This is a genomic window from Ruminococcus sp. 1001136sp1_2201st1_G3_2201SCRN_220225, from assembly GCF_040924365.1.
In the GTDB taxonomy this organism is placed as follows: domain Bacteria; phylum Bacillota; class Clostridia; order Lachnospirales; family Lachnospiraceae; genus Blautia_A; species Blautia_A faecis.
Genome location: NZ_JBCOME010000029.1, coordinates 1 through 23,507, shown reverse-complemented (window position 1 = coordinate 23,507; position 23,507 = coordinate 1). Strand labels below are relative to the sequence as shown.

The 23,507-nt window shown below is 43.5% G+C and carries 19 protein-coding genes and 2 pseudogenes; 16 read left to right on the top strand and 5 right to left on the bottom strand.

The window, feature by feature from the left end:
* Positions 1-294: 294 nt before the first annotated feature.
* Positions 295-900, bottom strand: coding sequence for a bifunctional phosphoserine phosphatase/homoserine phosphotransferase ThrH (gene thrH / locus AB5642_RS10750; RefSeq protein WP_173718361.1), 606 nt, complete (start codon positions 898-900; stop codon positions 295-297).
* Between the two features lie 355 nt (positions 901-1,255).
* Here thrH and AB5642_RS10745 point away from each other — a divergent pair, with 355 nt between their 5' ends.
* The 5 genes from AB5642_RS10745 (at position 1,256) to AB5642_RS10725 (ending at position 9,913) form a co-directional block, all read left to right on the top strand.
* Entirely contained in the window at positions 1,256-2,938 is a 1,683-nt protein-coding gene (locus AB5642_RS10745; protein WP_302672984.1) for a phospho-sugar mutase, read from the top strand.
* A gap of 186 nt (positions 2,939-3,124) precedes the next feature.
* Positions 3,125-3,334 (top strand): hypothetical protein, encoded by a 210-nt coding sequence (locus tag AB5642_RS10740; protein WP_118581997.1) that lies wholly within the window; start codon positions 3,125-3,127, stop codon positions 3,332-3,334.
* 516 nt (positions 3,335-3,850) lie between these two features.
* A complete protein-coding gene (locus AB5642_RS10735) occupies positions 3,851-5,353 on the top strand; it encodes a DUF4186 family protein (RefSeq protein WP_173716079.1) in 1,503 nt (500 codons plus the stop codon).
* Positions 5,354-5,453: 100 nt separating this feature from the next.
* Complete coding sequence (locus AB5642_RS10730) at positions 5,454-6,605, top strand: exonuclease SbcCD subunit D (protein ID WP_173716080.1); 1,152 nt, start codon at positions 5,454-5,456, stop codon at positions 6,603-6,605.
* Positions 6,602-9,913 carry an AAA family ATPase gene (locus AB5642_RS10725; protein ID WP_173716081.1) on the top strand — a complete coding sequence of 1,104 codons (3,312 nt, stop codon included), beginning with the start codon at positions 6,602-6,604 and terminating at the stop codon, positions 9,911-9,913. Before AB5642_RS10730 ends, AB5642_RS10725 begins: the two co-directional genes overlap by 4 nt.
* A 197-nt stretch (positions 9,914-10,110) precedes the next feature.
* Here the strand turns inward: AB5642_RS10725 and AB5642_RS10720 are convergent, their stop codons facing one another.
* Both AB5642_RS10720 and thiE read right to left on the bottom strand, forming a co-directional pair.
* Positions 10,111-10,770: an HAD family phosphatase gene (locus tag AB5642_RS10720; RefSeq protein ID WP_173716082.1), complete on the bottom strand. Its 660-nt coding sequence runs from the start codon at positions 10,768-10,770 to the stop codon at positions 10,111-10,113.
* Positions 10,764-11,453, bottom strand: coding sequence for a thiamine phosphate synthase (gene thiE / locus AB5642_RS10715; RefSeq protein ID WP_173716083.1), 690 nt, complete (start codon positions 11,451-11,453; stop codon positions 10,764-10,766). The genes AB5642_RS10720 and thiE overlap by 7 nt, the downstream gene beginning before the upstream one ends.
* 247 nt (positions 11,454-11,700) lie before the next feature.
* Between thiE and AB5642_RS10710 the strand changes: the two genes are divergently transcribed.
* From AB5642_RS10710 to AB5642_RS10680, 7 genes and pseudogenes are all read left to right on the top strand, one after another.
* Complete coding sequence (locus tag AB5642_RS10710; RefSeq protein ID WP_118581976.1) at positions 11,701-12,354, top strand: hypothetical protein; 654 nt, start codon at positions 11,701-11,703, stop codon at positions 12,352-12,354.
* Between the two features lie 209 nt (positions 12,355-12,563).
* Positions 12,564-13,106 (top strand): TetR family transcriptional regulator, encoded by a 543-nt coding sequence (locus tag AB5642_RS10705; RefSeq protein ID WP_368371590.1) that lies wholly within the window; start codon positions 12,564-12,566, stop codon positions 13,104-13,106.
* 375 nt (positions 13,107-13,481) lie between these two features.
* Positions 13,482-13,922 carry a hypothetical protein gene (locus AB5642_RS10700; protein WP_173718369.1) on the top strand — a complete coding sequence of 147 codons (441 nt, stop codon included), beginning with the start codon at positions 13,482-13,484 and terminating at the stop codon, positions 13,920-13,922.
* A gap of 34 nt (positions 13,923-13,956) precedes the next feature.
* Positions 13,957-15,789: an ATP-dependent zinc metalloprotease FtsH gene (gene ftsH, locus AB5642_RS10695; RefSeq protein WP_368371589.1), complete on the top strand. Its 1,833-nt coding sequence runs from the start codon at positions 13,957-13,959 to the stop codon at positions 15,787-15,789.
* A complete protein-coding gene (locus tag AB5642_RS10690) occupies positions 15,786-16,328 on the top strand; it encodes a DUF308 domain-containing protein (RefSeq protein WP_173772285.1) in 543 nt (180 codons plus the stop codon). The genes ftsH and AB5642_RS10690 overlap by 4 nt, the downstream gene beginning before the upstream one ends.
* A 257-nt stretch (positions 16,329-16,585) precedes the next feature.
* Positions 16,586-17,572, top strand: a complete 987-nt coding sequence (locus tag AB5642_RS10685; protein ID WP_173772287.1) for a LacI family DNA-binding transcriptional regulator — start codon at positions 16,586-16,588, stop codon at positions 17,570-17,572.
* A 537-nt stretch (positions 17,573-18,109) separates the two neighbouring features.
* A pseudogene (locus AB5642_RS10680) lies at positions 18,110-18,811 on the top strand (DUF6783 domain-containing protein); the annotation flags it as partial.
* Here AB5642_RS10680 and AB5642_RS10675 read toward each other — a convergent pair.
* A pseudogene (locus AB5642_RS10675) lies at positions 18,743-18,895 on the bottom strand (DUF6783 domain-containing protein); the annotation flags it as partial. The pseudogenes AB5642_RS10680 and AB5642_RS10675 sit on opposite strands and share 69 nt — an antisense overlap.
* An 82-nt stretch (positions 18,896-18,977) precedes the next feature.
* Here AB5642_RS10675 and aroD point away from each other — a divergent pair.
* The 4 genes from aroD (at position 18,978) to AB5642_RS10655 (ending at position 22,341) form a co-directional block, all read left to right on the top strand.
* Positions 18,978-19,760: a type I 3-dehydroquinate dehydratase gene (aroD, locus tag AB5642_RS10670; protein ID WP_173719351.1), complete on the top strand. Its 783-nt coding sequence runs from the start codon at positions 18,978-18,980 to the stop codon at positions 19,758-19,760.
* A gap of 251 nt (positions 19,761-20,011) precedes the next feature.
* Positions 20,012-20,857, top strand: coding sequence for a sigma-E processing peptidase SpoIIGA (locus tag AB5642_RS10665; protein ID WP_173719350.1), 846 nt, complete (start codon positions 20,012-20,014; stop codon positions 20,855-20,857).
* 57 nt (positions 20,858-20,914) lie between these two features.
* On the top strand, positions 20,915-21,601 hold the full coding sequence (sigE, locus tag AB5642_RS10660) for an RNA polymerase sporulation sigma factor SigE (protein WP_173772878.1): 687 nt from the start codon (positions 20,915-20,917) through the stop codon (positions 21,599-21,601).
* Between the two features lie 308 nt (positions 21,602-21,909).
* Complete coding sequence (locus tag AB5642_RS10655; protein WP_118584315.1) at positions 21,910-22,341, top strand: hypothetical protein; 432 nt, start codon at positions 21,910-21,912, stop codon at positions 22,339-22,341.
* Between the two features lie 107 nt (positions 22,342-22,448).
* Here AB5642_RS10655 and AB5642_RS10650 read toward each other — a convergent pair whose 3' ends face one another.
* Positions 22,449-23,333: a hypothetical protein gene (locus AB5642_RS10650; RefSeq protein WP_148463753.1), complete on the bottom strand. Its 885-nt coding sequence runs from the start codon at positions 23,331-23,333 to the stop codon at positions 22,449-22,451.
* Between the last annotated feature and the right edge of the window lie 174 nt (positions 23,334-23,507).

Genomic DNA, 23,507 nt, shown 5'->3' with positions numbered 1-23,507 from the left:
GGATTAAGATCAAGATGCAGATGTGTACGCAGTTTATTGAGAGGGAAAGCGTGAAGAAGATATAAGAGGTACACAGTTGGGCAACTGATATTCCACGCAGGTCGGTACCGCGCTCCGGTGAACTAACGGTCAACTCTGGCTAAGACGTTCGGGAAAGCCCTCACGCCTAAGTCTATGCAGGTTGTGGATTTTACCTTCGCTAAGAGCGCACCTGAAATGACATGCTTAGGAATAGCAGTTGCCCAACTGCTATGTATTGGCGGAAACTGGATGGAATCCAAGTTTTACTTTACATTAATTTTTAATTGCCTTCATAATTGCGTCATACAGCTCGTCATATGTTTCATAAGCCGGAATCTCCGGATATTCAGCCTTGATAGCATCCGTGCTCTTGAACAGGAATCCTGCTTTACTTGCCTGGATCATGCCAAGGTCGTTGTGGCTGTCACCGCTGGCAATGGTGTCGTAGCCGATGGACTGCAGGGCTTTCACAGTGGTATATTTGGACTTTTCGCAGCGCATTTTGAAATCAGTAATTTCGCCATTTTCGCCCACTACCAGTGTGTTGCAGAAGATGGTAGGATAGCCCAGCTTTTTCATAAGAGGACCTGCGAACTGGGAAAAAGTGTCACTGAGGATGATAACCTGGGTCTGTGCTCTTAATTTGTCCAGAAATTCCCTGGCGCCTGGAAGCGGGTCGATCCTGGCGATGGTCTCCTGGATTTCTTTCAGACCAAGACCATGCTCTTTCAGAATGTTCAGACGGTATTTCATTAATTTATCATAATCAGGCTCGTCTCTTGTGGTTCGTTTCAGCTCCGGAATGTCGGTCTCTTCGGCAAATGCGATCCAGATCTCCGGGACAAGCACACCTTCTAAGTCTAGGCAGACAATTTCCATAATCTCCTCCGTTCTGCAGCTGTAAAGATTGCTGCAATTGAATTTTATAGTGTTTTTCAAATCTCAATGTCAGATAAAGGGAAAGCGGTTAGGATGGTTGCTTTCACACATTATCTTATTATAGCGTAAAAAAGCCGGGAACGCTATACCTAAATTAATAATGTGAGAATGGAATGTTCCCTGTGAACTAGCGGCTGAAATGTATAATTGTCGGAAATTAGTGGAAAACAGAGAAAAAATGTCTGGTAGAAATTTGTCGCTTATATTGCCGTTTCGTGAAAAATGTGGTATATTATTAATATCTGTAGTAATATTAGACAAAATAAACAGAATAATAATGGCAGGAGTGGTTAAAATGTATAACGAAGAGTACAAGCGCTGGATGGCAGCGGATCTCGAGGATGCAGATCTGAAACCAGAATTATCTAAGATTGAAGGAAACGATGAAGAAATTAAAGATCGTTTTGCAGTAGCTCTGAAATTTGGTACAGCAGGACTCCGTGGAGTTCTTGGAGCAGGTACCAACCGTATGAATATCTATGTAGTGCGTCAGGCTACACAGGGGCTTGCTAACTGGGTGAAGACTCAGGGCGGCACTCAGACCGTTGCAATCAGCTACGACAGCCGTCTGAAGAGTGATATATTTGCGAAAACAGCAGCAGGAGTTCTGGCTGCCAATGACATTAAGGTCAGAATTTATGATGCATTAATGCCTGTACCGGCCCTTTCCTTTGCGACACGCTACTATGAGTGCAACGCGGGTATTATGGTTACCGCATCTCATAACCCTGCTAAATATAATGGATACAAGGCTTACGGCCCGGATGGCTGCCAGATGACAGATGATGCTGCAGCTATCGTTTATGATGAGATCCAGAAGACAGACATTCTGACAGGCGCGAAATACATGTCCTTTGCAGAGGGCGTTGAGGAAGGCCTGATTCGCTTTGTTGGTGACGATTGCAAACGTGCTCTTTACGATGCAATCGAGTCCCGCCAGGTTCGTCCAGGTCTTTGTAAGACAGCAGGACTGAAGCTGGTTTACAGCCCGCTGAATGGTTCCGGACTTGTGCCGGTAACCCAGATCCTGAAGGATATCGGAATCACAGATGTAACGATTGTTCCGGAACAGGAATACCCGAACGGCTATTTTACCACATGCAGCTACCCGAACCCGGAGATTTTCGCAGCGCTGGAGCAGGGACTGAAGCTTGCCAAGGAGACAGGAGCAGATCTTATGCTTGCTACTGACCCGGATGCAGACCGTGTTGGTATTGCCATGAAATGCCCGGACGGTTCCTATGAGCTGGTAAGTGGTAATGAAGTGGGAGTTCTTCTTCTTGACTATATTGCAGCTGGCCGTATCGAGAAAGGCACAATGCCGAAGAACCCGGTTGCAGTGAAATCTATCGTTTCCACACCTCTTGCAGATGCAGTTGCAGAGCACTATGGTGTAGAGCTTAGAAGCGTACTTACCGGATTTAAGTGGATCGGTGACCAGATCGCACAGCTTGAGGCTGCTGGTGAAGTGGACCGTTTCATTTTCGGATTTGAAGAGAGCTATGGATACCTTGCAGGACCGTATGTACGTGATAAGGATGCCATTATCGGATCCATGCTGATCTGCGAAATGGCTGCATACTACAGAAGCATTGGAAGCTCCTTGAAGCAGAGACTTGAGGAGATTTACGCACAGTATGGCCGTTACCTGAACAAGGTTGACAGCTTTGAATTCCCGGGACTCAGCGGAATGGACACTATGGCAGGAATCATGCAGAAATTCCGTGACAACCCGCCGGCAGACATTGCAGGCTACAAGGTAGTGAAGGTTACCGATTATAAGAAGCCTGAGGAGACCGGTCTTCCAGCAGCAAATGTTCTCATTTACAAACTGGAGAATAACGAGACTGTAGTTGTTCGTCCATCCGGAACAGAGCCGAAGATTAAGATTTATTACACTACACTGGGTAAAGATCTTGCAGAGGCAGAAGCTGAGGAAGAGAAGCTGGCTAAGGCATTGGAGCCGATGATGGCTTAAGGCTTAAGCGAAGTATATAATCGTATAGTGAATAATCGCCCCTTGCGGAATGATTCTGCAGGGGGCTTTTTGCGCTGTTTGTAAATTTTTTCTTTATTTGAAGTGAAAATCCCCATTAAGTCGTTGATTACAGTAAAGGGCAGACCATATTGTATAATGCTTGAAAAGAAAACGAGGTGACAATTTATGCTGACGCTGTTATTTATCATTTTAATGTTTGGTATATTTGGCAAAATGATCGGACTTGCCTTCCGCGCAACCTGGGGAATTACGAAAATCTTTTTTCGTCTGATATTCCTTCCCCTTGTCCTGATCGGATTAGTTCTGGGAGGTCTGATCTACATAGCACTTCCCCTTCTTGTGATAGTTGGGATTATCATGCTGGTATTGATGTAATATATTGATAGAATAAAAAATAGATGAAAATACAATCGAAAATATGTTCACTTTGCCAGATGACAAAAAGCGACAGATATGGTAGTATAGATACATCAACGAAAGAGAAATACGAAAAACACTTAAGAAATCTGAAATACGAAAGAAAGCAATAAAGCACAAAAGAATCTGAAAATACAAAAGAACTTAGAAGTACGAAAGTTCTGTGTTTCACCAAAGATTTGTAAATTACTAAAGATTCATAAGCCGCTAAAGATCAACCAAAATACCTAAGATCAATAAGAAGACGAAAGATTTTCGAAACACATCCGATAAAATTATAACAAGACACATCAGAAAAAATGGCTGGGAACTAGTTTCCCAGCCATAAATCATAACAATATCTAACCGATTCCCATTTATAATGACATCTACTCAGAGTAAGTTAAATTGGAAATTTATAGCCCTTTTACTTGAAATAATGTATACTGAAAGAATATGAAGACAAAAACGAAATAAAAATATCGGGAATATATAATGAATACACAAGATGCAATAGAACTTCTGGGGATTGTCCCAGAAGATGATGAAAGAGAAATTAAGCGAAAATATCATAAGATGATCAGCCGTTTTCATCCGGACTCATTGAATGAAGTAAGGGAAGCTCATATTCAGCGTGCACAGGAGATAAATGAAGCGTATCGGATACTGAGCCAGAGCGATAGCCGGGAAATGCAGAACGCATATGGAACGGAAGTTTATGGAACAGAGGCTCATGGCACAGACAATCATAAATCTGGGAAGAGGGAACAGCATCAGGAATGGTCTGGTGAATGGAACGAGGCTGCTTTTATACCAAGGAATATTTATCTGCACTATAGTATGAATCTTTCTGAAGAAGAACGAAAGGAAGCCCAGGGGAAACTGTATTATCAGGCTGCCTGTGGAAAATATATGTGGGATCCGGAGGAAGAGGATTTCGCGCTTTTTCTTACCAGTATTCGTCATGCAGCGGCAGTCCTCCTTGAGAGAACGGAGAATGCCGTAAACGCAGAAGACTTATCTTCTGTACCAGATTTGAAGGAATACCGTTTTCGCATCCAGGCGAAGCTGTTTGAATATCTTTCTATGCAATATGTGAACCCATTACTGGTTCTGGATTCCCTGATGAAACCAGAGAGCACAGATAGAAAAGGTCAGAGAATTTATCGGGCTAAAGCATTTCTGGCGGCAGAAGCCGCATCCCCGGAAGGCAGGCTTATAGCAAGCTTGCAGTCTGGCGAATATCTGTTTCCAAAAGCTTTCCATGGGAATCAGATTCAGCTTATGAATAAAGACAAACAGGTATTGGGGTATCTTCATATGGAAGATGACCGGCTGTATTTTTGCATTATTCCTCTTCTGAAGAGGCATGCAGCGCAGGTGAAATTTCTGGTGCAGGAAGAAGGCGGTGGAACAAATGAAAAAAATGAAGGAATTAATAATACGACGAATAGTAGTAACTTCAGAAATAGCGGCAGAGGAATAAAGCGTGGAAACAATAAGCTGAAAGTTAATATAGATTTCTATTTTCGTTTAGAGGATGAGAACTATACGTATAATAGTTCAGAGCTTAATTTGAAAATTGCAGAAATATTGAATGGATATGAGAAGTATTTGCGAAAATATGATCCGGAACAGGACCAGTTTTGTGATCTGTTTGCCCGCCTGTCCCGCTCGAATTTTCGCAGTCGTTTTCATCTGAAGGACAAGGATATACAGTATATCCGGGAGAAAGGAATGGATACCATCCGCAGTCATGCCTCAGATTTTGTGCGAACACGTCTGGCTCCGGCTCAGATTCCCAATGATGGCAAACAGACTCCAATGCGCGGGCACCCTGTATTCCTGGCTCAGCATGCTACTGGCTGCTGCTGTCGGGGATGCTTGTATAAGTGGCATAGAATTCCAGCAGGAGTGCAGCTCACAGAAGAGCAGCAGGAATACATAGTAGATGTGTTGATGGCGTGGATTGAGAGAGAATATAACAGAAATGCATAGGGCTATGAAGTTGGTTTTATATATACAATCGGTAACATTAAGGTATATGAAATATATAGTTTAACAGGAATTTTGAGAAGATAAGAATGGGGAACGGTTTATGAGAATATTTCACTTATCAGATTTACACATTGGCTTGAAATTAATCAATCGTGATCTCAGAGAAGATCAGGAATATATACTGGATCAAATAATTCAGAAGGCCGCAGAGAAAGTACCTGATGCGATCGTGATCGCAGGGGACATCTATGACAAAGCAGTTCCGTCTGCAGAAGCAGTGGAGGTGTTTGATCATTTTATCGGAAAGCTGCGAAATGCAGTTTCGGATTCTGTAATTATGATGATCAGTGGAAACCACGACAGCGCGCCCCGCGTGAACTGCTTTCGAAGTGTACTTGATCGTCAGAAAATTTATATGATCGGAATGCCGCCGCAGACAGAAGAAGATCAGATTGAGAAAGTGGTACTTCAGGATGAATATGGTCCGGTGAATTTTTATTTGCTTCCCTTTGTGAAGCCTTCCATGGTGAAGCTGATCACTGGTACAGACGAGAATGGAAATAATCTTTCTTACAATGATACGATCCACAGACTGATAGAACGTGAACAGGTTGACATAAACCAGAGAAACATTCTGGTCAGCCATCAATTCTATCTGCCTATGGGGGAGAGTGCAGAAGAAGTTGAACGAATGGACTCTGAGATCCGGACAGTAGGAAATATTGACCAGGTGTCAGCCGATATTCTGCAGAAATTTGACTATGCGGCACTGGGACATATTCATAAGCCAATGAAAGCAGGCGGCGAGTTTTATCGCTATTGTGGAACGCCGCTGGCATGCTCTGTAAGTGAAGCAGGTCAGAATAAAGGAATTATAATGGTTGACATAAAACAAAAGGGCGAAATCACTACAGAAGTAATTCCACTGGAACCGCTGCGCCAGATAAAAGTGATCAAGGGAGATTTAGAGAGTGTTCTGGCACAGCGCTGTAAAGATTATGTGACAGTAATTCTTACGGATAAGGTGGATCTGGACGTAATTGATATGCAGGATCGTCTGCGTCTGGCTTTTCCAGGGCTTCTAGAGATACGCCGTGAGACTGTGCGGCAGGTTGATTATACCAGACATGCAGACAGTGAGCGTGAATTGAATCCATTTGAACTTTGCTGCCAGTTCCTCGGAAATGCAGATGCGGAAGAGCAGGAAATTCTTCAGGAGGTTATCAATACAGTACAGGAGGTGACGAAATGAGACCTGTGAAACTTATCATGCAGGCGTTTGGTTCCTACGGAAAACTGACACAGATCGATTTTCAGGAGCCGAATCAGAATCTGTTTCTTGTGACCGGAGACACCGGAGCAGGAAAAACAACTATATTTGATGCCCTTGTATTTGCTCTTTACGGTGAAGCCAGCTCCAGTACAAACAAGAAAGATGGTGTTGTACTGCAAAGCCAGTATGCAGAGTTGAACGTTGAACCATTTGTAGAGCTTGTTTTTTCCGAAGGGGCAGGAGAAAATAGCCTGCTGTATACTGTCCGCCGTGTTCCCAGACATCTGAAGCTTCTGACAAGAGGGGCGGGGAAAAATACAGGAAGTCGTGAAGTACCGGGGTCTGTCAGCCTGATCATGCCAGATGGTACCGAATATCCACAGAAGGAAGCTGACAGCAAGCTGGGGGAGATCCTCGGTCTTACCAAAAGCCAGTTTATGCAGGTTGCCATGATCGCTCAGGGAGAATTTATGGAGCTTCTTCGTGCAAAATCTGATGATAAGAAAGTCATCTTCCGGAAGCTGTTTAACACTGAATTATACCAGAATATTGTGGACGAGCTGATGAATCGCAAGCGTTCCCTGGAAAAAGAGATTGCCCAGATCAAAACTGCATGTCAGACTGAAGCTGCCCATGTGGTAATTCCCCAGGAATATGACCAGTGGCAGGAAATAGAAGGGCTAAAAAAGCAGGTTTTGAATGGGGAAATTGTAGTGATGGATTGCTTTCTGGATCATCTGGGCGAGTTATGCAGAACACTGGAGAAAAGTGTGAATTTTACCTCGAAAGAATTACAATCCGCATCAAAACTCCGCGACGAAAAAAGGGATATCTACAACAGTTCCATTCAGCTGACGAATTTATATGCGCAGCTGGAAAACGCTGAGGTTCAGCTTTCTGAATGTGGGAAAGTGGAAGCACAAATAGGGGAAAAGACCATTCTGTCAGAGAAAATTAAGAAAGCATACGAAATAAAAGGCGAATACGCACGCTGTCAGGATGTCTTGCGTAATATGCAGACATGTGAGAGTGCCTTAAAGGAGCAGCAGGAACGAGCTCCTTTATTAAAAGAACAGTCACAATCTGTCATTCAGACAGCGAAGGCGGTGAAAGAAACGGCAGAGAAGGAGCTTAAGGCGTACACCACTATTTATGAGCGCGTGAATAAAGAAGTGAAGCTCCTTAAGCAGATCAAGGAAGCAGAAAAAAGTGTAAAGACCAGCCAGCAAAATCTGACCGCAGCGCAGGCCGCAGACCGCAAAGCCAGAGAAGATCTGGAGAAAATGGAGAAGCAGGAAGCAGACTGGAGGGCTCAGTCAGAGAAGCTGACCGACACTAATGAGAAAATTGCTGTCTGGAAAGGGAAAAATCAGGAACTGGAAGTACTTGGCATTGAAGTACAAGAAACGGAAGATCTTCTTAAAGGTGTAGAAACACAGAAAAAACTGGCGAAGAAAGCACGAGAGACATACCAGAAGAATAGAACCAGATATGACGCAAAGAGCCAGGAATATGAGTCTATGCGGAGAATTTTTCTGGATGAGCAGGCTGGTTTTCTGGCACGCGAGCTTCAGCCGGGGAAACCATGTCCTGTATGCGGCGCAATAGAACATCCGAATCCATGCATAGCTTCTACCCTTCATAGAGATCTCACCCGTGAGCAATTGGAACTGGCAGAAAAAGAAGTTTCTGAGCTTCGAAACAGGCAGGAACAGTCTGCCGGTGAAGCAAGGTCAGCTGTGGATATAGTTGCAGAAAAAGAACGACTTTTGGAAGAGACAGGAAGGAAGCTGTGCACGCGTATTTTAAATGATCATGAGCAGTTCCCGGAAGCAGGAATGCTGGAAGTATTTGATTCTTTGGGAGACAATATAAAAAATTTCCAGGAGAGCAGAAATTCAGAAGTCTCTGGTGCAGCCCAGGATCAGATGGCGGATAAAGAGTGTAATTGGAATGCCTTGCTGAAGCAGATACAGACACTTCTTGGAACCTGGAAAACTTTATTACAGGAAGAGGGTACAAGACTTAATACAGCCCAGAAAACATTGCGTAATCTTCAGGATGCTCTGGGACAGGTAGAAGAGCGGAAGAAATCAGGAAAAACTGCCGTAGAGGAATGCGGACAAAAGCTGACTGAGGCAGCAGCGTCAGCCAAGAGCGCAGAAGCTCTTCTGAAGCAGTTGAATGATTCCCGGGAATATCCATCAGAAGAGGCGGCTATGACAGAGTTTAACCAGGCAAAAGGAAAATGGAAAGCTGCAGAAGCTGCTTCCAAGGAAGCTGAAAAGAAAGAAAAAGCGTCTTCTGAAGAGCTGGTTAACTGTACCAGCTTGATTAAACGATTTGAAGGGGAACTTCCAGATCACCAGAAGCTTTACCAGGAGCGGCAGGCCTTTTATCAGACTTTGATGAATGAGAAAAATATGACAGAGGCAGAATGGGCGGACATAGCAGAGAACTATACCCGTGAAACAGCGGAGCTTTTGCAAAAAGAAGCAGACAGCTGGCAGCGAAAAAAACTAGCCGCACAGACCACTGCAGAAACAGCTGGAAAAGCCATAGATGGCAGGAGCAAGCCGGATATGGAAGCTGCCAAGTCCCAGATGGAGGAAGCTGAGAAAGTACGGCTTCAGACTCAGACGAAACTGGAACTTTATAAAGAACAGTATAAAGCTGATAAAGAGGCATATGATATTCTTAGCCCTCAGATGGAGAAGCGAGGTAAAATCATTGAAAAGCATACCAAGCTGGAAACTCTTTATAAGCTGTTGTCTGGAAATATGTCCGGAAACCGTATGGATCTTGAAACCTATGTGCAGAGATATTACCTGGAGAAGATTCTTTATGCGGCCAATCGCCGCTTTGCGAATATGTCTGCCGGACAGTTTGAACTTCGTATGGTAGACGAGGAGAATGCGGGGAAAGGCAAGAATCGTGGTCTGGATCTTATGGTATATTCTAATGTTACCGGCAAAGAGCGTGAAGTCCGTACCCTTTCCGGAGGAGAATCCTTTATGGCAGCCCTGGCATTGGCACTTGGAATGGCAGATCAGATCCAGGAGAGCTCTGCAGCGATACATCTTGATGTAATGTTTGTGGATGAAGGCTTCGGTTCCCTTGATGAGCATTCCAGAGAACAGGCGGTAAAGGTTCTTCAGGAACTGGCGGGAGGAAGCAAGTTGATTGGAATTATTTCTCATGTGACCGAGCTGAAGCAGGAGATTGAAGATCAGCTGATCGTCAGCAAAGACGAGAAGGGAAGTCATGTGAAGTGGCAGATAAGCTAGTACATCGAATATTAAGTAACTGCCATATTGACTTGTCTGATTTTTCATCTGCTGCGTTGTCGTCGGTCGCCGTAGCCACCGCTACGCCTCCTTCCTCCGCCTTGCATATGAAGAAATCATCCTGCGTCAATGTAGTAGATACTTGGTTGAATAAAGAATATCGGGAAGCAATTAAGCTTCCCGACAAATAAAAAGTTCTATAGATTTTTTGTAAAATTAATAAACTCTTCCGACTCACCGTAATCATGAATCCGACAGTTTGCCAGACGCTGTATTTCCTCTTGATTTTCTTCATGAGAGTCGTACACAGCAGTGGTATAGAAGCCATCTTTCTTAGCTGTAGTAAGGGCATGAAGAGAATCTTCAAAGACCATGGTATTGGTTCGGTCAGTGCCAAGAAAGTTCAAGGCTTCCCGATAAATGGTTGGTTCGTCCTTTCCGGCACCCACAGAGGAGCAGGTAAAGATTTCGCTGAAATAGTCAAGCACTCTGCAACGTGCCAGGGCAGCTTCCACGAGGGAGCGCTCTGTAGCAGTGGCAATACACATTTTGACTCCGGTCTCATGAAGCTGAGCCAGAAATTCTTTCAGATGAGGCTTCAGCTGAGCTTCATAGCGGTAGAAATCATCTACAATTGCTACAGCACTCTTGATCAATTCATCTCGGGTCTGTTTTACATCATAGTGCTCAATAAAATAGTCAGCTGCCTGGTGGAGACTCATAGTGGCGATTGCTTCATCCAGATCCGGTTCAGGTTCAATTCCCTGGTTTCGCAGGTAATTTTCGCCTACATGATCCCAGGCTGACATAGAATCCAGAATCGTACCATCCAGATCCCAGATGGCACCCCTTAACATGAAATTCCTTTCCTGGAAGATGCATTGTCTTTGGAAATACAAGTAGAATCTTTCATTTTGAGAGTAAGCTCTTTAAGCTCTCTGGTTGCTTTTGTAATATCTTCAGCTGCAAAGATGGCACTTACAACTGCAATTCCGCAGATACCGCTTCCAGCCAGTTCCATTACATTGTCATGTGTAATTCCGCCAATGGCAATAACGGGAATATTTACAGCCTTACATATTTGTTTTATAGTTTCATGGCTGATATTGCCGGCATCTTTTTTGGTTCCGGTTTGGAATGCGGCACCTACTCCCAGATAATCTGCGCCATTTTTTTCAGCAAGAACAGCCTCTTCAACTGTATGCGCAGAAACGCCGATGATTTTGTCAGAACCGAGGATGGCTCTGGCATTACCAGCAGCCATATCCTCCTGCCCTACATGAACGCCATCGGCATTGATTTCTTTTGCAATTTCTACATTGTCATTGATCACGAATGGTACATGATAGCGCGCACATAACTCTTTGATTTCCGCAGCTTCTTTGAGAAAACTATCTGTATCCAGATTTTTTTCGCGTAGCTGAATGAAGGTAGCCCCACCTTTTAAGGCTTCTTCGACCTGGTCATATAAAGTTCTGCCATTTAACCAGCTGCGGTCAGTAACGGCATAAAGTAAAAGATCTTTTTTATTGCAGTTCATTGGTAAAACCTGCCTTTCACATGTAACTTGTGCGTCAAACACACTCTAATACATTATATAAAGCTGAATCTGGAAAGTAAAGGTAATTATTAAGCTAGAGCCTGTTTCTGCGAAGATCGAGAATCGTAACCCATAATGTTTGTTACACGAACAGGAACCTGTACATTGAAAAACGAAAAGTGATATGTTAGACTAATATTAAAATTGTGTTTTTGTCGGTTCGCAAAAAAGAGAGGCAGGTTTGATTATGGATCAATTTGAGCAGATGAAGGTGACACGGCAGGCGATGAATGGCAAGATGTGTCTGATGTTTGGTGGTATTTTCCTGATGTTTTCAGCCATTACCTCCACGATCATGTATGGAATCAATTTCTTTATGACAGCTCTGGAAGCAGATAAAGGAACTGCAGAGTATGTAGAACTTCTTGAGAATGCCGGAGTGGGAAGTGGACTTCTGAAAGGGATTGGTATTTGTTTTATTGCAGTAGGAATCTGGGAAGCTGTAGTTGGATTTCTATCTGTAAGAAATTCCAACAGAGTAGATAAGAGCAGATTTTCTGTGAAACTGGCCATATCGCTTCTTATAACAGAGATTGTCATGCAGGTAATTCTGTTTTTTACCGGATTGATGAATCTGGGGCTTCTTTTTACAGCCATTGTGCTTCCGCTGTTTTTACTTTGGGGTGCCACCCGTTTAGGCAAAGTTGCCAAGGCTGATCCGGAACGCAAATTTGCAGTAGACCCAGCCAGGAAGAAATCCTCTCAGCAATCTCAACCGGCCGCCCCGAAGAAGAGCATTCGTGAGAGAGCCGCTATGCAGGTGCGAGAAGATGCAGTGGTACCAGAGAAACAAGATACTGTAGATGAGGAAAATATTGCAGATTCAGAAGAGTCAAATTAGAAACTCAAAGTATGAATATAAGCATTATTGGAAAATGCAGTGGGTATAAGCGTCATAGGAAAATTGTTAAAGATATATAACCTGTGAAATTGTATGAGCTGTAGTTAGTCGTTGTTGCCGATAATATGATTTGCATGTAGCTATTAAGGTATAAGAATTAGAGACTGTTTATGATTCAACACCGGATAAAGGAAAGAGAACCACAGTATATGGACATGAAAGAAATCATCACAGAAGCAGCCCGTAAGCTGGTTCTGGAGAAAAAAGTAAAGAAGCTTACAGTAAAGGATATTGTGGAAGAGTGCCAGATCACCAGGCAGGCATTTTACTACCATTTCGAAGGAATACCGGATATGATTCAGTGGAGCATAAAGCAGGGAACCAGGCGGCTGCTAGAGGCGTGCAAAGAGCAGGGCGGCGCAGAAGCAGCGCTGAAGTATCTGTTTGTTTTTGCCATCAATGCTATACCAGAAGTGCGGGAAGGCATAGAAAGTAATTATGGCAAAGAACTGGAACAAACCCTTATGCAAGGAACCTACGAGTTGTTTGAGAGCATTGTGGAAGAAAAAAATCTGTACCAGAATTATAGCCGCCAGGAGCTGAAACTGATCCTCCGTTACCACAGCCATGCTATCTTTGGTATTTTCCAGGACTGGACACCGGAGGATACGAAGAATCTGGATATGATCGTACACGAAGTCTATTTGATTATGATGGGAAAGAATGCTACAGAAGATGTCTTTCTGTGCTGAAAAATGCTCCTGTTTATTCGTGACAGTTTTATTCCTGTGTTTATTGACCTTGAAGCAGTTTTGAAAGTGAAATTGACGGAGGTGGAGACCGACTGGGAATAGAATCCAGAGGCCGGATGCAAATACATGGAGGGAACTAAATAAGAGATCAAACGGGCAAGGTGTATCTTTACACTTTGCCCGTTTTGTCTATACACGGTGAAATTTTTGGCTATCGACACTTTCTTCTGCTTGTACTAGAATAAAATCATCAGGATTACGGAGTGCGATTGTGACGCACGTTTTGCAGAAAGCCTTTTTCAAACATGCGCTAGAGCCTGTTTGAGAAAGAACGGAAATGATAACGTAATCCGCAAGGAGAGGAGGGAACCATATATGGCACATGAAATTTTATCCGTAAAAATGTACGAGCTGGATAAAAAACTGGAACAGACCCACAGTCGGATTCAGCTGGCGGAGAGTATGGATACGGAAAGACTCCACCAACAGATCCAGAATCTTCGACAGGAATGTCAGGAAAGCCGTATCACTTTGGAAAACAGACTTCGCCATTCCAAGACAGACTGTGTAATGAAGCTGGCAGGCGTCTACGACCAGGTGGAGGCAGCAGTTGGAAAAGTGCTGGAGGCAGAAAACATAAATTTGAAAAATAAGGAGCCAATATTTGGAAATGTGCTCCCGGGAACGGAGGAGAAAATCCTCACCGCAGAATACGCCCTTGATTTTGCAATGCAGGCAGTAAACCGGGCACTTCTGGTATCGCTGGAGGCTATTGAAGCCCAGCGCCTGGAAGAGAAGAAAGAGGTAGAAGAGTAGACATTATTAGTTTACATAAGAAAGGACTACAACCATGAAAGAAGTAAAAACCCCAAAAAAGCCGTTGATCTATTACTACGGCATTGTGCTTCTGGTACTGATCGTCTTTAACCTGGTGGTTTCCCCAATCTTAATGGAACATCAGGTAGAAGAAACCGATTATGGTACCTTCATGAGCATGATTAATGACAAAAACATCGGTAAAGTAGAAGTAGAAGATAACCAGATCGTCTTTACCGATAAGAACAACGAAAAAATTTATAAAACCGGTCTTATGAATGACCCCGCTCTCACCGACCGTCTGTATGAGTGCGGTGCCACCTTTACCAAAGACATTGACCAGCAGGCCTCTCCGATTCTCAGCTTCCTGGTAACCGGACTTCTGCCGTTGATCATTTTCATAGTTCTTGGAAATTATATGGCGAAGAAGCTGATGGAGCAGGCTGGAGGCAAAAACTCCATGGCATTTGGCATGGGAAAAAGCAATGCAAAGGTTTACGTTCAGTCCAGTGAAGGAATCCGTTTCTCAGATGTAGCCGGAGAGGATGAAGCCAAGGAAAACCTTGCAGAGATTGTAGATTACCTTCACAACCCGAAGAAATACACAGACGTGGGAGCCTCCATGCCGAAAGGCGTTCTCCTTGTAGGCCCTCCAGGTACTGGTAAAACAATGCTTGCCAAAGCCGTTGCCGGAGAAGCGAATGTTCCATTCTTTTCCATGTCCGGCTCTGAATTCGTAGAAATGTTTGTAGGTATGGGTGCTTCCAAAGTTCGTGATCTTTTTAAGCAGGCGAAAGAGAAAGCCCCATGTATCGTATTCATTGATGAGATCGATGCCATCGGTAAAAAACGTGATGGCCAGGTTGGTGGCAACGATGAGCGTGAGCAGACACTGAACCAGCTGCTTACAGAGATGGATGGTTTCGAAGGCAACAATGGGGTTATCATTCTGGCAGCTACCAACCGCCCGGAATCCCTTGACCCGGCACTTACCCGTCCAGGACGTTTCGACCGCCGCGTACCAGTTGAGCTTCCCGATCTTGCAGGACGTGAAGCAATTCTGAAGGTTCATGCAAGAAAAATCAAAGCATCCGATGATGTGAATTTTCACACCATCGCACGTATGGCATCTGGTGCATCCGGAGCCGAGCTGGCAAATATTGTAAACGAAGCAGCACTTCGTGCAGTCCGTGACGGACGTACAATCGTTACAGAAGCAGACCTGGAAGAGAGCATTGAAGTGGTAATCGCTGGTTACCAGAAGAAAAACGCAGTTCTCTCTGACCAGGAGAAAAAAGTGGTTTCCTATCACGAAATCGGACATGCCCTGGTGGCAGCCCTTCAGAACCATTCCGCTCCTGTTCAGAAGATTACTATTATTCCGCGTACTTCCGGTGCACTCGGCTATACCATGCAGGTAGAAACTGGTGACAAGTATCTGATGACAAAGAAAGAACTGGAAAATAAGATTGCAACCTTCACCGGCGGACGTGCTGCAGAAGAAATCGTGTTTGGCGAGATCACCACAGGCGCTTCCAACGATATCGAGCAGGCAACCAAGATTGCCAGAGCTATGATCACCCGCTACGGAATGACCGACGAGTTCGACATGGTGGCTATGGAAACCGTTTCCAACCAGTACCTTGGCGGCGATGCATCCCTTTCCTGCTCCGCAGATACCCAGAAGGAAATCGATGAGAAGGTCGTAGAATTAGTAAAACGAGAACATGAAAAAGCCAAAAAGATCCTGACAGACAACCGTAAAAAACTGGATGAACTGGCTATGTTCCTTTATGAAAAAGAAACGATAACTGGCGAAGAGTTTATGAAAATTTTAAATAACAAAGAGGAGAGTGAGGAAAAATGAGAAGACGTTCACGTTATGGCTGGCTGGAACTCATCGAGGGAATCCTGTTGATCCTTCTTGGAATTTATACGTTGTGTAATCCAGGCGGCATGCTCCGCGGAATTACCTTTGCGTATGGTTTTCTTGCTGTCATTACCGGAATTTCAGATATTGTATTTTATGCAAAAACAGAGCGCTATATCGGCTTCGGACCTACCATTGCTCTGGTGACTGGAATTTTAAGTCTCCTTGCCGGACTAATGCTTCTGATGTACCCAAATGCCGGAGAGCTGATTATGACCCTGCTTCTCCCAATCTGGTTCATCGCTCATTCTGTTTCCAGATTGACCCACATCCCTCTGGTCCGTCTGGCAGGAAAAGTTTACTATTACTTTACTTTGATTGTAAATATTCTTGGAATCATCCTTGGCTGTCTGATGATCATCTGGCCGTGGGTAGCGTTGTTTTCAACGGGCTTTATTATTGGCGGTTATCTGATCCTTCTTGGAATCGACTGCGTGGTGATGGCCTGCAGTGACATGGATGCCGGGTGGATGTAAAAACAGAATATACTTATCGGTGTAAAAACAGAGTAAGTTGTTACTGTGAACTTTGTTCAAAAAACACCTCGCGGAATGTTACCAGTGAACAGCAACAGTAAGTTTAACGGCGTGAAAACGGAGTATATTTATCGGTTGACTCAAGAAACTACGAGGTGATAAAATCAAGATGAAAGTCAAGCGGATATTCCAGGTTCGCTTCACTATTTGATTCGGTTAAAAATTACTGCAGCTCGCAATAAAGGAGATTTATATATATGGCAACACTTAAGGATGTGGCGAAGGCCTCGGGTCTGACGGTAGGAACTGTTTCCAGAGTCCTGAATAACAGAGGCTATATCAGTGACAAGACCAGAGAGAAAGTATATCAGGTGATGAAAGAACTGAATTATCAGCCTAATGAGACAGCTCGTGCTCTGTCTAAACAGAAGAGCAATACCATCGGAGTTATTCTGCCGAATATTGAACATCCTTATTTTTCCAAGGTGTTAAGCTGTCTGGAGCGGGAAGCTGCCAGGCAGGGATATCGTATTATGCTTTTTGTTTCGCGATATAAAGAAGAGCGTGAAGAACAGTGCATTGAGATGTGTAAAAGCGAAAGAGTGGCCGGTGCGGTTCTCTGCAGTGGAAGCTTTGAGACTGAGAAGTTTAAAGGACTGGATTTTCCATTGATCACATTGGAGCGTTCTATGGATGAAGGGACGTCCGGGATTGAGTGTGATAACTATCAGGGCGGTACACTGGCGACAGAGCTGCTTATTGATAAAGGCTGCAGGAAACTGATGTATATCGGCGGAACAAGTGCAGGGGTTGATATCCATATGCCCGGAGATCTCCGTGAAGTTGCATTTAGCGATACCTGTAAAAGATTAAATAAAGATAATGTGGTTATGGTAACAGACAAACGTCTTTTTGATTCACTGGAATATTATGAATTTGTGAGAAAAGCACTGGTGGATAATTCTGAGGTGGATGGTGTATTTGCCAGTTCGGATGTTATTGGTGCTTACGTACTGCAGGCATGTGCGGATCTGGGAATTAAGGTTCCGGAGCGGTTGAAGCTTGTAGGCTTTGATGACGTGAACATTGCGCAGTTTACCAGCCCGGGTCTTACGACGATTCATCAGCCTGTGGAGCAGATGGCAGAGATAGCAGTTGCTACCATCGCACAGATCAATGAGGGAAAAATGGTACCCACCAAGACCGTATTTCCGGTTACCCTGGTTGAGCGCGGAACAACCTGAAAGAAACAGGAATTTCTTTTAGATAACCGGGAAATCTCCCGAATAGAAAATTACAAGTCAGCTGTTATAGCAATTGCCTCTGGTTTTTGCGTAGCAGCTGATTTTTTTATGCAATAGGAATCTGTCTGCTAAAGCAGAGTGCATCTGATGCGCAAAGCATAACAAGTCTCTAAAAGCTTGATGGATTTAGGAAGTATGAAACATACTTGTTCGCTTTGTTTTGTACGATGATAAATATGATATGCGGTTGCGATATTAGAAAGAACGAATTTTAAGAAAAAACTGAAATTACGCAACATATCAGTATAAAATACATTTAAAATTGCACAAAATAAGAGCTATAAAATAGTATAAAACTAACGAAATGACTTTAAAATCACAGAAAAATATGACAACCGCTTGACATGTATAAGGCGCAATGCTATCATACAATCATAAAGAAAACGTCCGAACAAGAACGTAAAAAACAGGAGGAAGCAAAAATAAAAAACGTATTTCAATGGCAATCGCAGTTGTAACTGCAGCAACAACAATGTCGATGGAACCCTTTGCCTGATTGGTAAATTTGATGAAGAGACCAAAACCTTTATTCCGGAAAAAGACCAGGCAGTGGACTATGGTATCGACTATTATGCAATGCAGACAGTGGAAGCACCAGACGGAAGAAGAATTATGATCGGCTGGATGCAGAACTGGGATACATGTGCGAATAACAGAATTCCGAAGGGAAAATGGTTTGGACAGATGAGCCTTCCAAGAGAGCTTTCCATTAAAGACGGCCGCCTGATCCAGAAACCGATTCGGGAAATTGAGAAGCTTCGCACAAATAAGACAGAATATAAGAATGTTGCTTTTGAGGATGTAATTCGTCTGGATGGCATAGAGGGAAGATGTGTGGATATGGAAATCACCCTTCGCCCGGCAGATGCGCAGAATATTTATAAAAAATTTGCAGTGCGTTTTGCCCAGAATGATACATACCATACAGCAGTAAGCTTTCGCCCTTATGAATCCGTATTAAAAATCGACCGCAAGTTCTCCGGCTCCAGACGCGCAATTATCCATCAGAGAAGAAGCATTGTGAACAGTGAAAATGGAGAGATTAAGCTTCGTCTGATCCTGGATCGTTTTAGAGCGTGTTTGAAAAATCATTCCCGCAATCTGCACGCCCCACTTTGCGGTATATTTCACCCGAATTCGGTTGCCGTAGCCCGCTACGGCGTCCTCATCCGAGCGAAATCTCCCACAAATTGTGACGCACATCTTGCAGAAAGCCTTTTTCAAACACGCTCTAGTATGAACAGCCTTAAGATATTGGAACATGAACTTTCATTTAGTTTAAAACTGGAAATCATTAAAGCGTTACTAAGTATATATTATTCTATGAGAAAGGAGATGTCAAGAAATGACAAAACCTATTCAGATAAAGAACCTGACTATCGGAGCAGGAATCCCGAAAATCTGCGTTCCTCTTACTGGAACCACCAGAGAAAAAATCTGCCAGGAAGCAGAGGATGCCAAAAAAGCAGCTGCAGATCTGGTGGAATGGCGTGCAGATTTCTTTGAAGAACTGATGAATCCGGAAGCCTGCCAGAATGTGCTTGAAGCGTTGGCAGAAATTCTTGGTGAAACACCACTGCTTTTTACAATCCGGACAAGTGAGGAAGGCGGAAATATTACCATTTCTCTGGAGGATTACGCTGCCTGCAATATAAATATTGCAAAAGGCAAAAAGGCAGACCTGGTTGATGTGGAAGTTATGAGTAATTCGGAAGAGAAGAAAAAGCTGGTGGCAGAGCTTCAAAAAGAAGGAGTCAAAGTGATCGCTTCTTCCCATGATTTCCACAAAACAGACAGTCAGGAGGTTCTTTTAAACCGCTTCCGCGAAATGGAAAAATCAGGCGCTGATATTTTGAAAATGGCGGTAATGCCTCATGGTTTCGAAGACGTGGCAGCAATTATGGAGGCAACAAATGCTATGAGACAGGAGTGCGAAAAGCCTTTGGTATCCATGGCAATGGGAAGTATTGGTTCTATTACCCGAATTTCCGGAGAGAACTTCGGCTCTGGCATTACCTTTGGAACAGTTGGCGCCGCATCTGCACCGGGACAGTTTCCGATTGGAGAACTGAGAAGTCTTCTGGATGCTTTACATGAGAAAAATGAAGAAGACGAATTAAAGCAGTAGAATTAATTTTGCACGAAGCATGAAAAAATGAATTGCTTTAATTGAAAATAATATTGACAGAATTAATTTAGAACAAAATAACGAAAAATGACAGATCATGCTGTCGATTTGGGGCGAGAAATTCTTAGGATTTCCCGCCCCTTTTTGACAAAATCTGCGCCCTCTGTGACCGTATAATGGGTTCACTTACCAAAGTGAAGGATTGACGTTACCACAAAAGGTAACGGACGACAGGCCACAGGGGGCTTTTTATGTATTATGACGTATACATAGACATCGTCTTTCTGACGAATCTTTTAATGGATTACGTTCTTCTTTGCATTGTAGGAAAGCTTTTCTTGCGAAAAAGAAATCGTGGAAGGATTTTGCTGGCGGCAGCCATTGGCGCTCTGTTTTCCTGCCTCATTTTATATGTACTGCCGGATATGATTTTTCCTGCAAAGGTACTGCTCCATGGCGGCTGTGCCTGGGGCATGCTGGTTCTTGGACTGGATCTTAAGAAAAACGGACTTCTGGTAAAAGCACTGGTGACTGTTTATCTGATGGCTTTTTTCATGGGAGGCCTTATGGAAGCGGCACCTGTAAAAAAGGCGACACCCATACGCTTTTTGATTGTTGCCGCAGGAGCCTACATGGGACTTAGTGCACTGATCTATCTTAGCGATTCTTTCCGTGCCAGATGGAAAAATATTTATCCAGTTACCCTGTCCTATCGGGGAAATGTACAACCGTTTTTCGGGCTTTTGGATACAGGAAATTTTCTTGTAGACCCCATCAGCCAGAAGGAGGTATTTATTATAAAACCGGAGGTTCTGGACGCATTGCTTCCGCAGGAAAATGCAGACAGGCTGAAACACCTTAAGGAGAACCCAGGGGAGCTGGAAGGTACAGAGCCGGCTGACTTGCATCCGCACTTTTTGCCCTATAAGACAATCGGAGAGGAAGGCGTGCTGTTGGCAGTGGTGTTAGATGACCTTTGTATTCACACTCCCAGGGAGGTGATTCATGTGGCAAATCCGGTGCTGGCGCTGGCCGTGGAACCCTCTGCTTTGGGAAAAGAGTACCAGGTACTGTTGAATTCCAGAATTTTGCATTAGGAGGGGGACTTATTCATGAACAGATCAGCAAGTGCAGCGTATTATCCATTTCAGGTAATGCCCAGATTCCTGCTCGGCAGACAGGGAGAGGTTTATTATATTGGTGGAAGTGATATTCTGCCGCCGCCACTGGAAACACAAAGAGAAGCGAGGATCCTTGAAAAACTGGGTACACCAGAGGAAAAAGAGGCAAAGTCTACCTTGATCGAGCACAATCTCAGGCTGGTGGTCTATATAGCCAAAAAGTTTGATAATACAGGTGTGAGTGTGGAGGATCTGATCTCCATTGGTACGATTGGGCTAATCAAGGCAATCAATACTTTTAACCCGGTAAAAAATATTAAGCTGGCTACGTATGCATCCAGATGTATTGAAAACGAAATTCTTATGTATCTCAGACGTAACAGTAAGACGAAAATGGAGGTTTCCATAGATGAGCCTCTGAATGTGGACTGGGACGGAAACGAGCTTTTGCTTTCTGATATTTTGGGAACGGATGATGATGTGATCTCCCAGAGGCTGGAGAACGAGGTGGAAATCAAGCTTCTGGGAAAAGCAATTTCCAAGCTTTCTCCAAGGGAACAGACGATTATCAAATTGCGGTTCGGGCTTGGAAGGCAGGAGGGAAGGGAGAAAACACAGAAAGAAGTGGCGGACCTTCTGGGGATTTCACAGTCTTATATTTCCAGGCTGGAAAAACGGATCATGAAGAGGCTGAAGAAGGAAATTGTAAAGTATGAGTAAAAGTGAGTAGTTGCAAATTGAAGCTTTGCATGATTTGCTTCTGTTGTCCATACTGTCCAGCCTCTCAAATATTCGTGGCCTCTTTGCCCATGGAAGCATGGTTTGAATGAAATTTTATATCAAAGTAATAAAATGGAGTAAGCAGGCTATGAGGCTGATTTGGAAACTATATTTAACGAAAAGAAGGGCAGAATATGGGCGTGTATTGGAATAATAACGGCAAAAACGGGAATTCTACAATAGACATAGAGGATAGTTTTATTATTTCATATGTAAAGAAATGGATTTACAGTAAAGGAGACACGCTTATGAATGCCGATGTAGAATTTCTAAACTATGTGTATCAGAATTCCCAGATGGGTATAGACACCTTGGAGCAGCTGCTTGAGATCACGGAAGACGAAAAATTGCAGACATATCTGGAAAAGCAGATTGAGGGCTATCGGAAGTTTCATAATGAAGCCAGGGATATTCTGAATCGAAGCGGATATGACGAAAAAGGTCTTGGCACCTTCGAAAAAATCCGCACCTACCTTATGGTTAACCTCCAGACTATGGCCGACGACTCCACCTCCCACATCGCCAAAATGCTGATCCAGGGCAGCAGCATGGGAATTACCGAAGCCGTGAAAAAGCTTCATCAGTACGAAAATGACGTGGAGAAAGACATCAAAAAACTGATGGAACGGCTGCAGGAATTCGAAGAGGAGAATGTGGAGAAGCTGAAGGAATTTCTGTAGGAATTAAGGCGGCGGGGGAGATGCTTCCAGATGAAGGAAGTATTTATCCTCCGCCAGTTTTGCGCAAGGATATTATGAAATTACAATTATTCATAGAAAAAATTAGTTTAAGAATTTTGAGCTATATAGTTGTCTAGATATTCCTGTGCCTGGTTTTCAGAAAACTGAAATTTCGTCATTAGTTTTTGAACAATGGCATCTGAAGAGAGGTTAAATTCCAAACACATTTCAATAGTTGCCTGGATTTTTCCATTCCGTTCTCCGTCTTCATAACCCTCTTCCCGAAACATACGCAAGGTTTTCTCTTCATCATATTCATAAATACTCATAGCTTTCGCCTCCGCTCGGTTCTTTAGTAAAAAATCCCGCAGGATGTTTTCATGGATACATTCGGTAATTGCCTTCTCAACTGCGTCAGTCAGTGGCATTTCAGCAGAATAGGTACGAATGCGAGCAACATATTCGGAGTAATCACGAAGGGTATGACAGGCATTCATTAATTCCTGGTTATGCCCCTTATTGATGTTAAGCATAACCGCTTTCAATTCCAACGCTGGTTGGTCGGTTGTTGGATGAAATAACTCTGAAAGAAGAAATTCTGTCCTGTCTGGCTGCGACTTCACACCATTATAAAAGATTACGAAGGAAGGCAGCGGAATCTGCACTTTCTTGGAACCATATATGTTCATGTCTTTCGTATAGGCTGAATAAATATCTGTTATGTACATGAGAAAGCGTAAAGGCAGGTTGGGATTTACCGTGGACTGTTGTTCATAAAGTGCCAGGCGCATATCAATAATAAAGGAAAGATCATTTTCCATTGTCATGTAGATTGCGTTATCCAATGTAGTAATTGTTAGCATTGCAGGATCATCATAATGAGTTCCGTTAATTGCATTGTAAAGTTTCAGTAATTCTGATTTGTCATTAAAAATCATCTTGTAGAGTCGATCCTTGTAAATACGGTTTACAGGTAAAGATACATTGTTCATAGAAGACCTCCTTATAAAGATGGTGGAAGGCCTCTTAATGTAAATCTCTACATTTTGGTCAGAAACCTTCCTGCTGCTATATGGGAAAAGCATGAGATTTCTGAAGCGGCAGAGCGCCGAAGATACCAGAGATGATATTAAATAGACTTACTGAAATGAAATGCTTTGTTATAG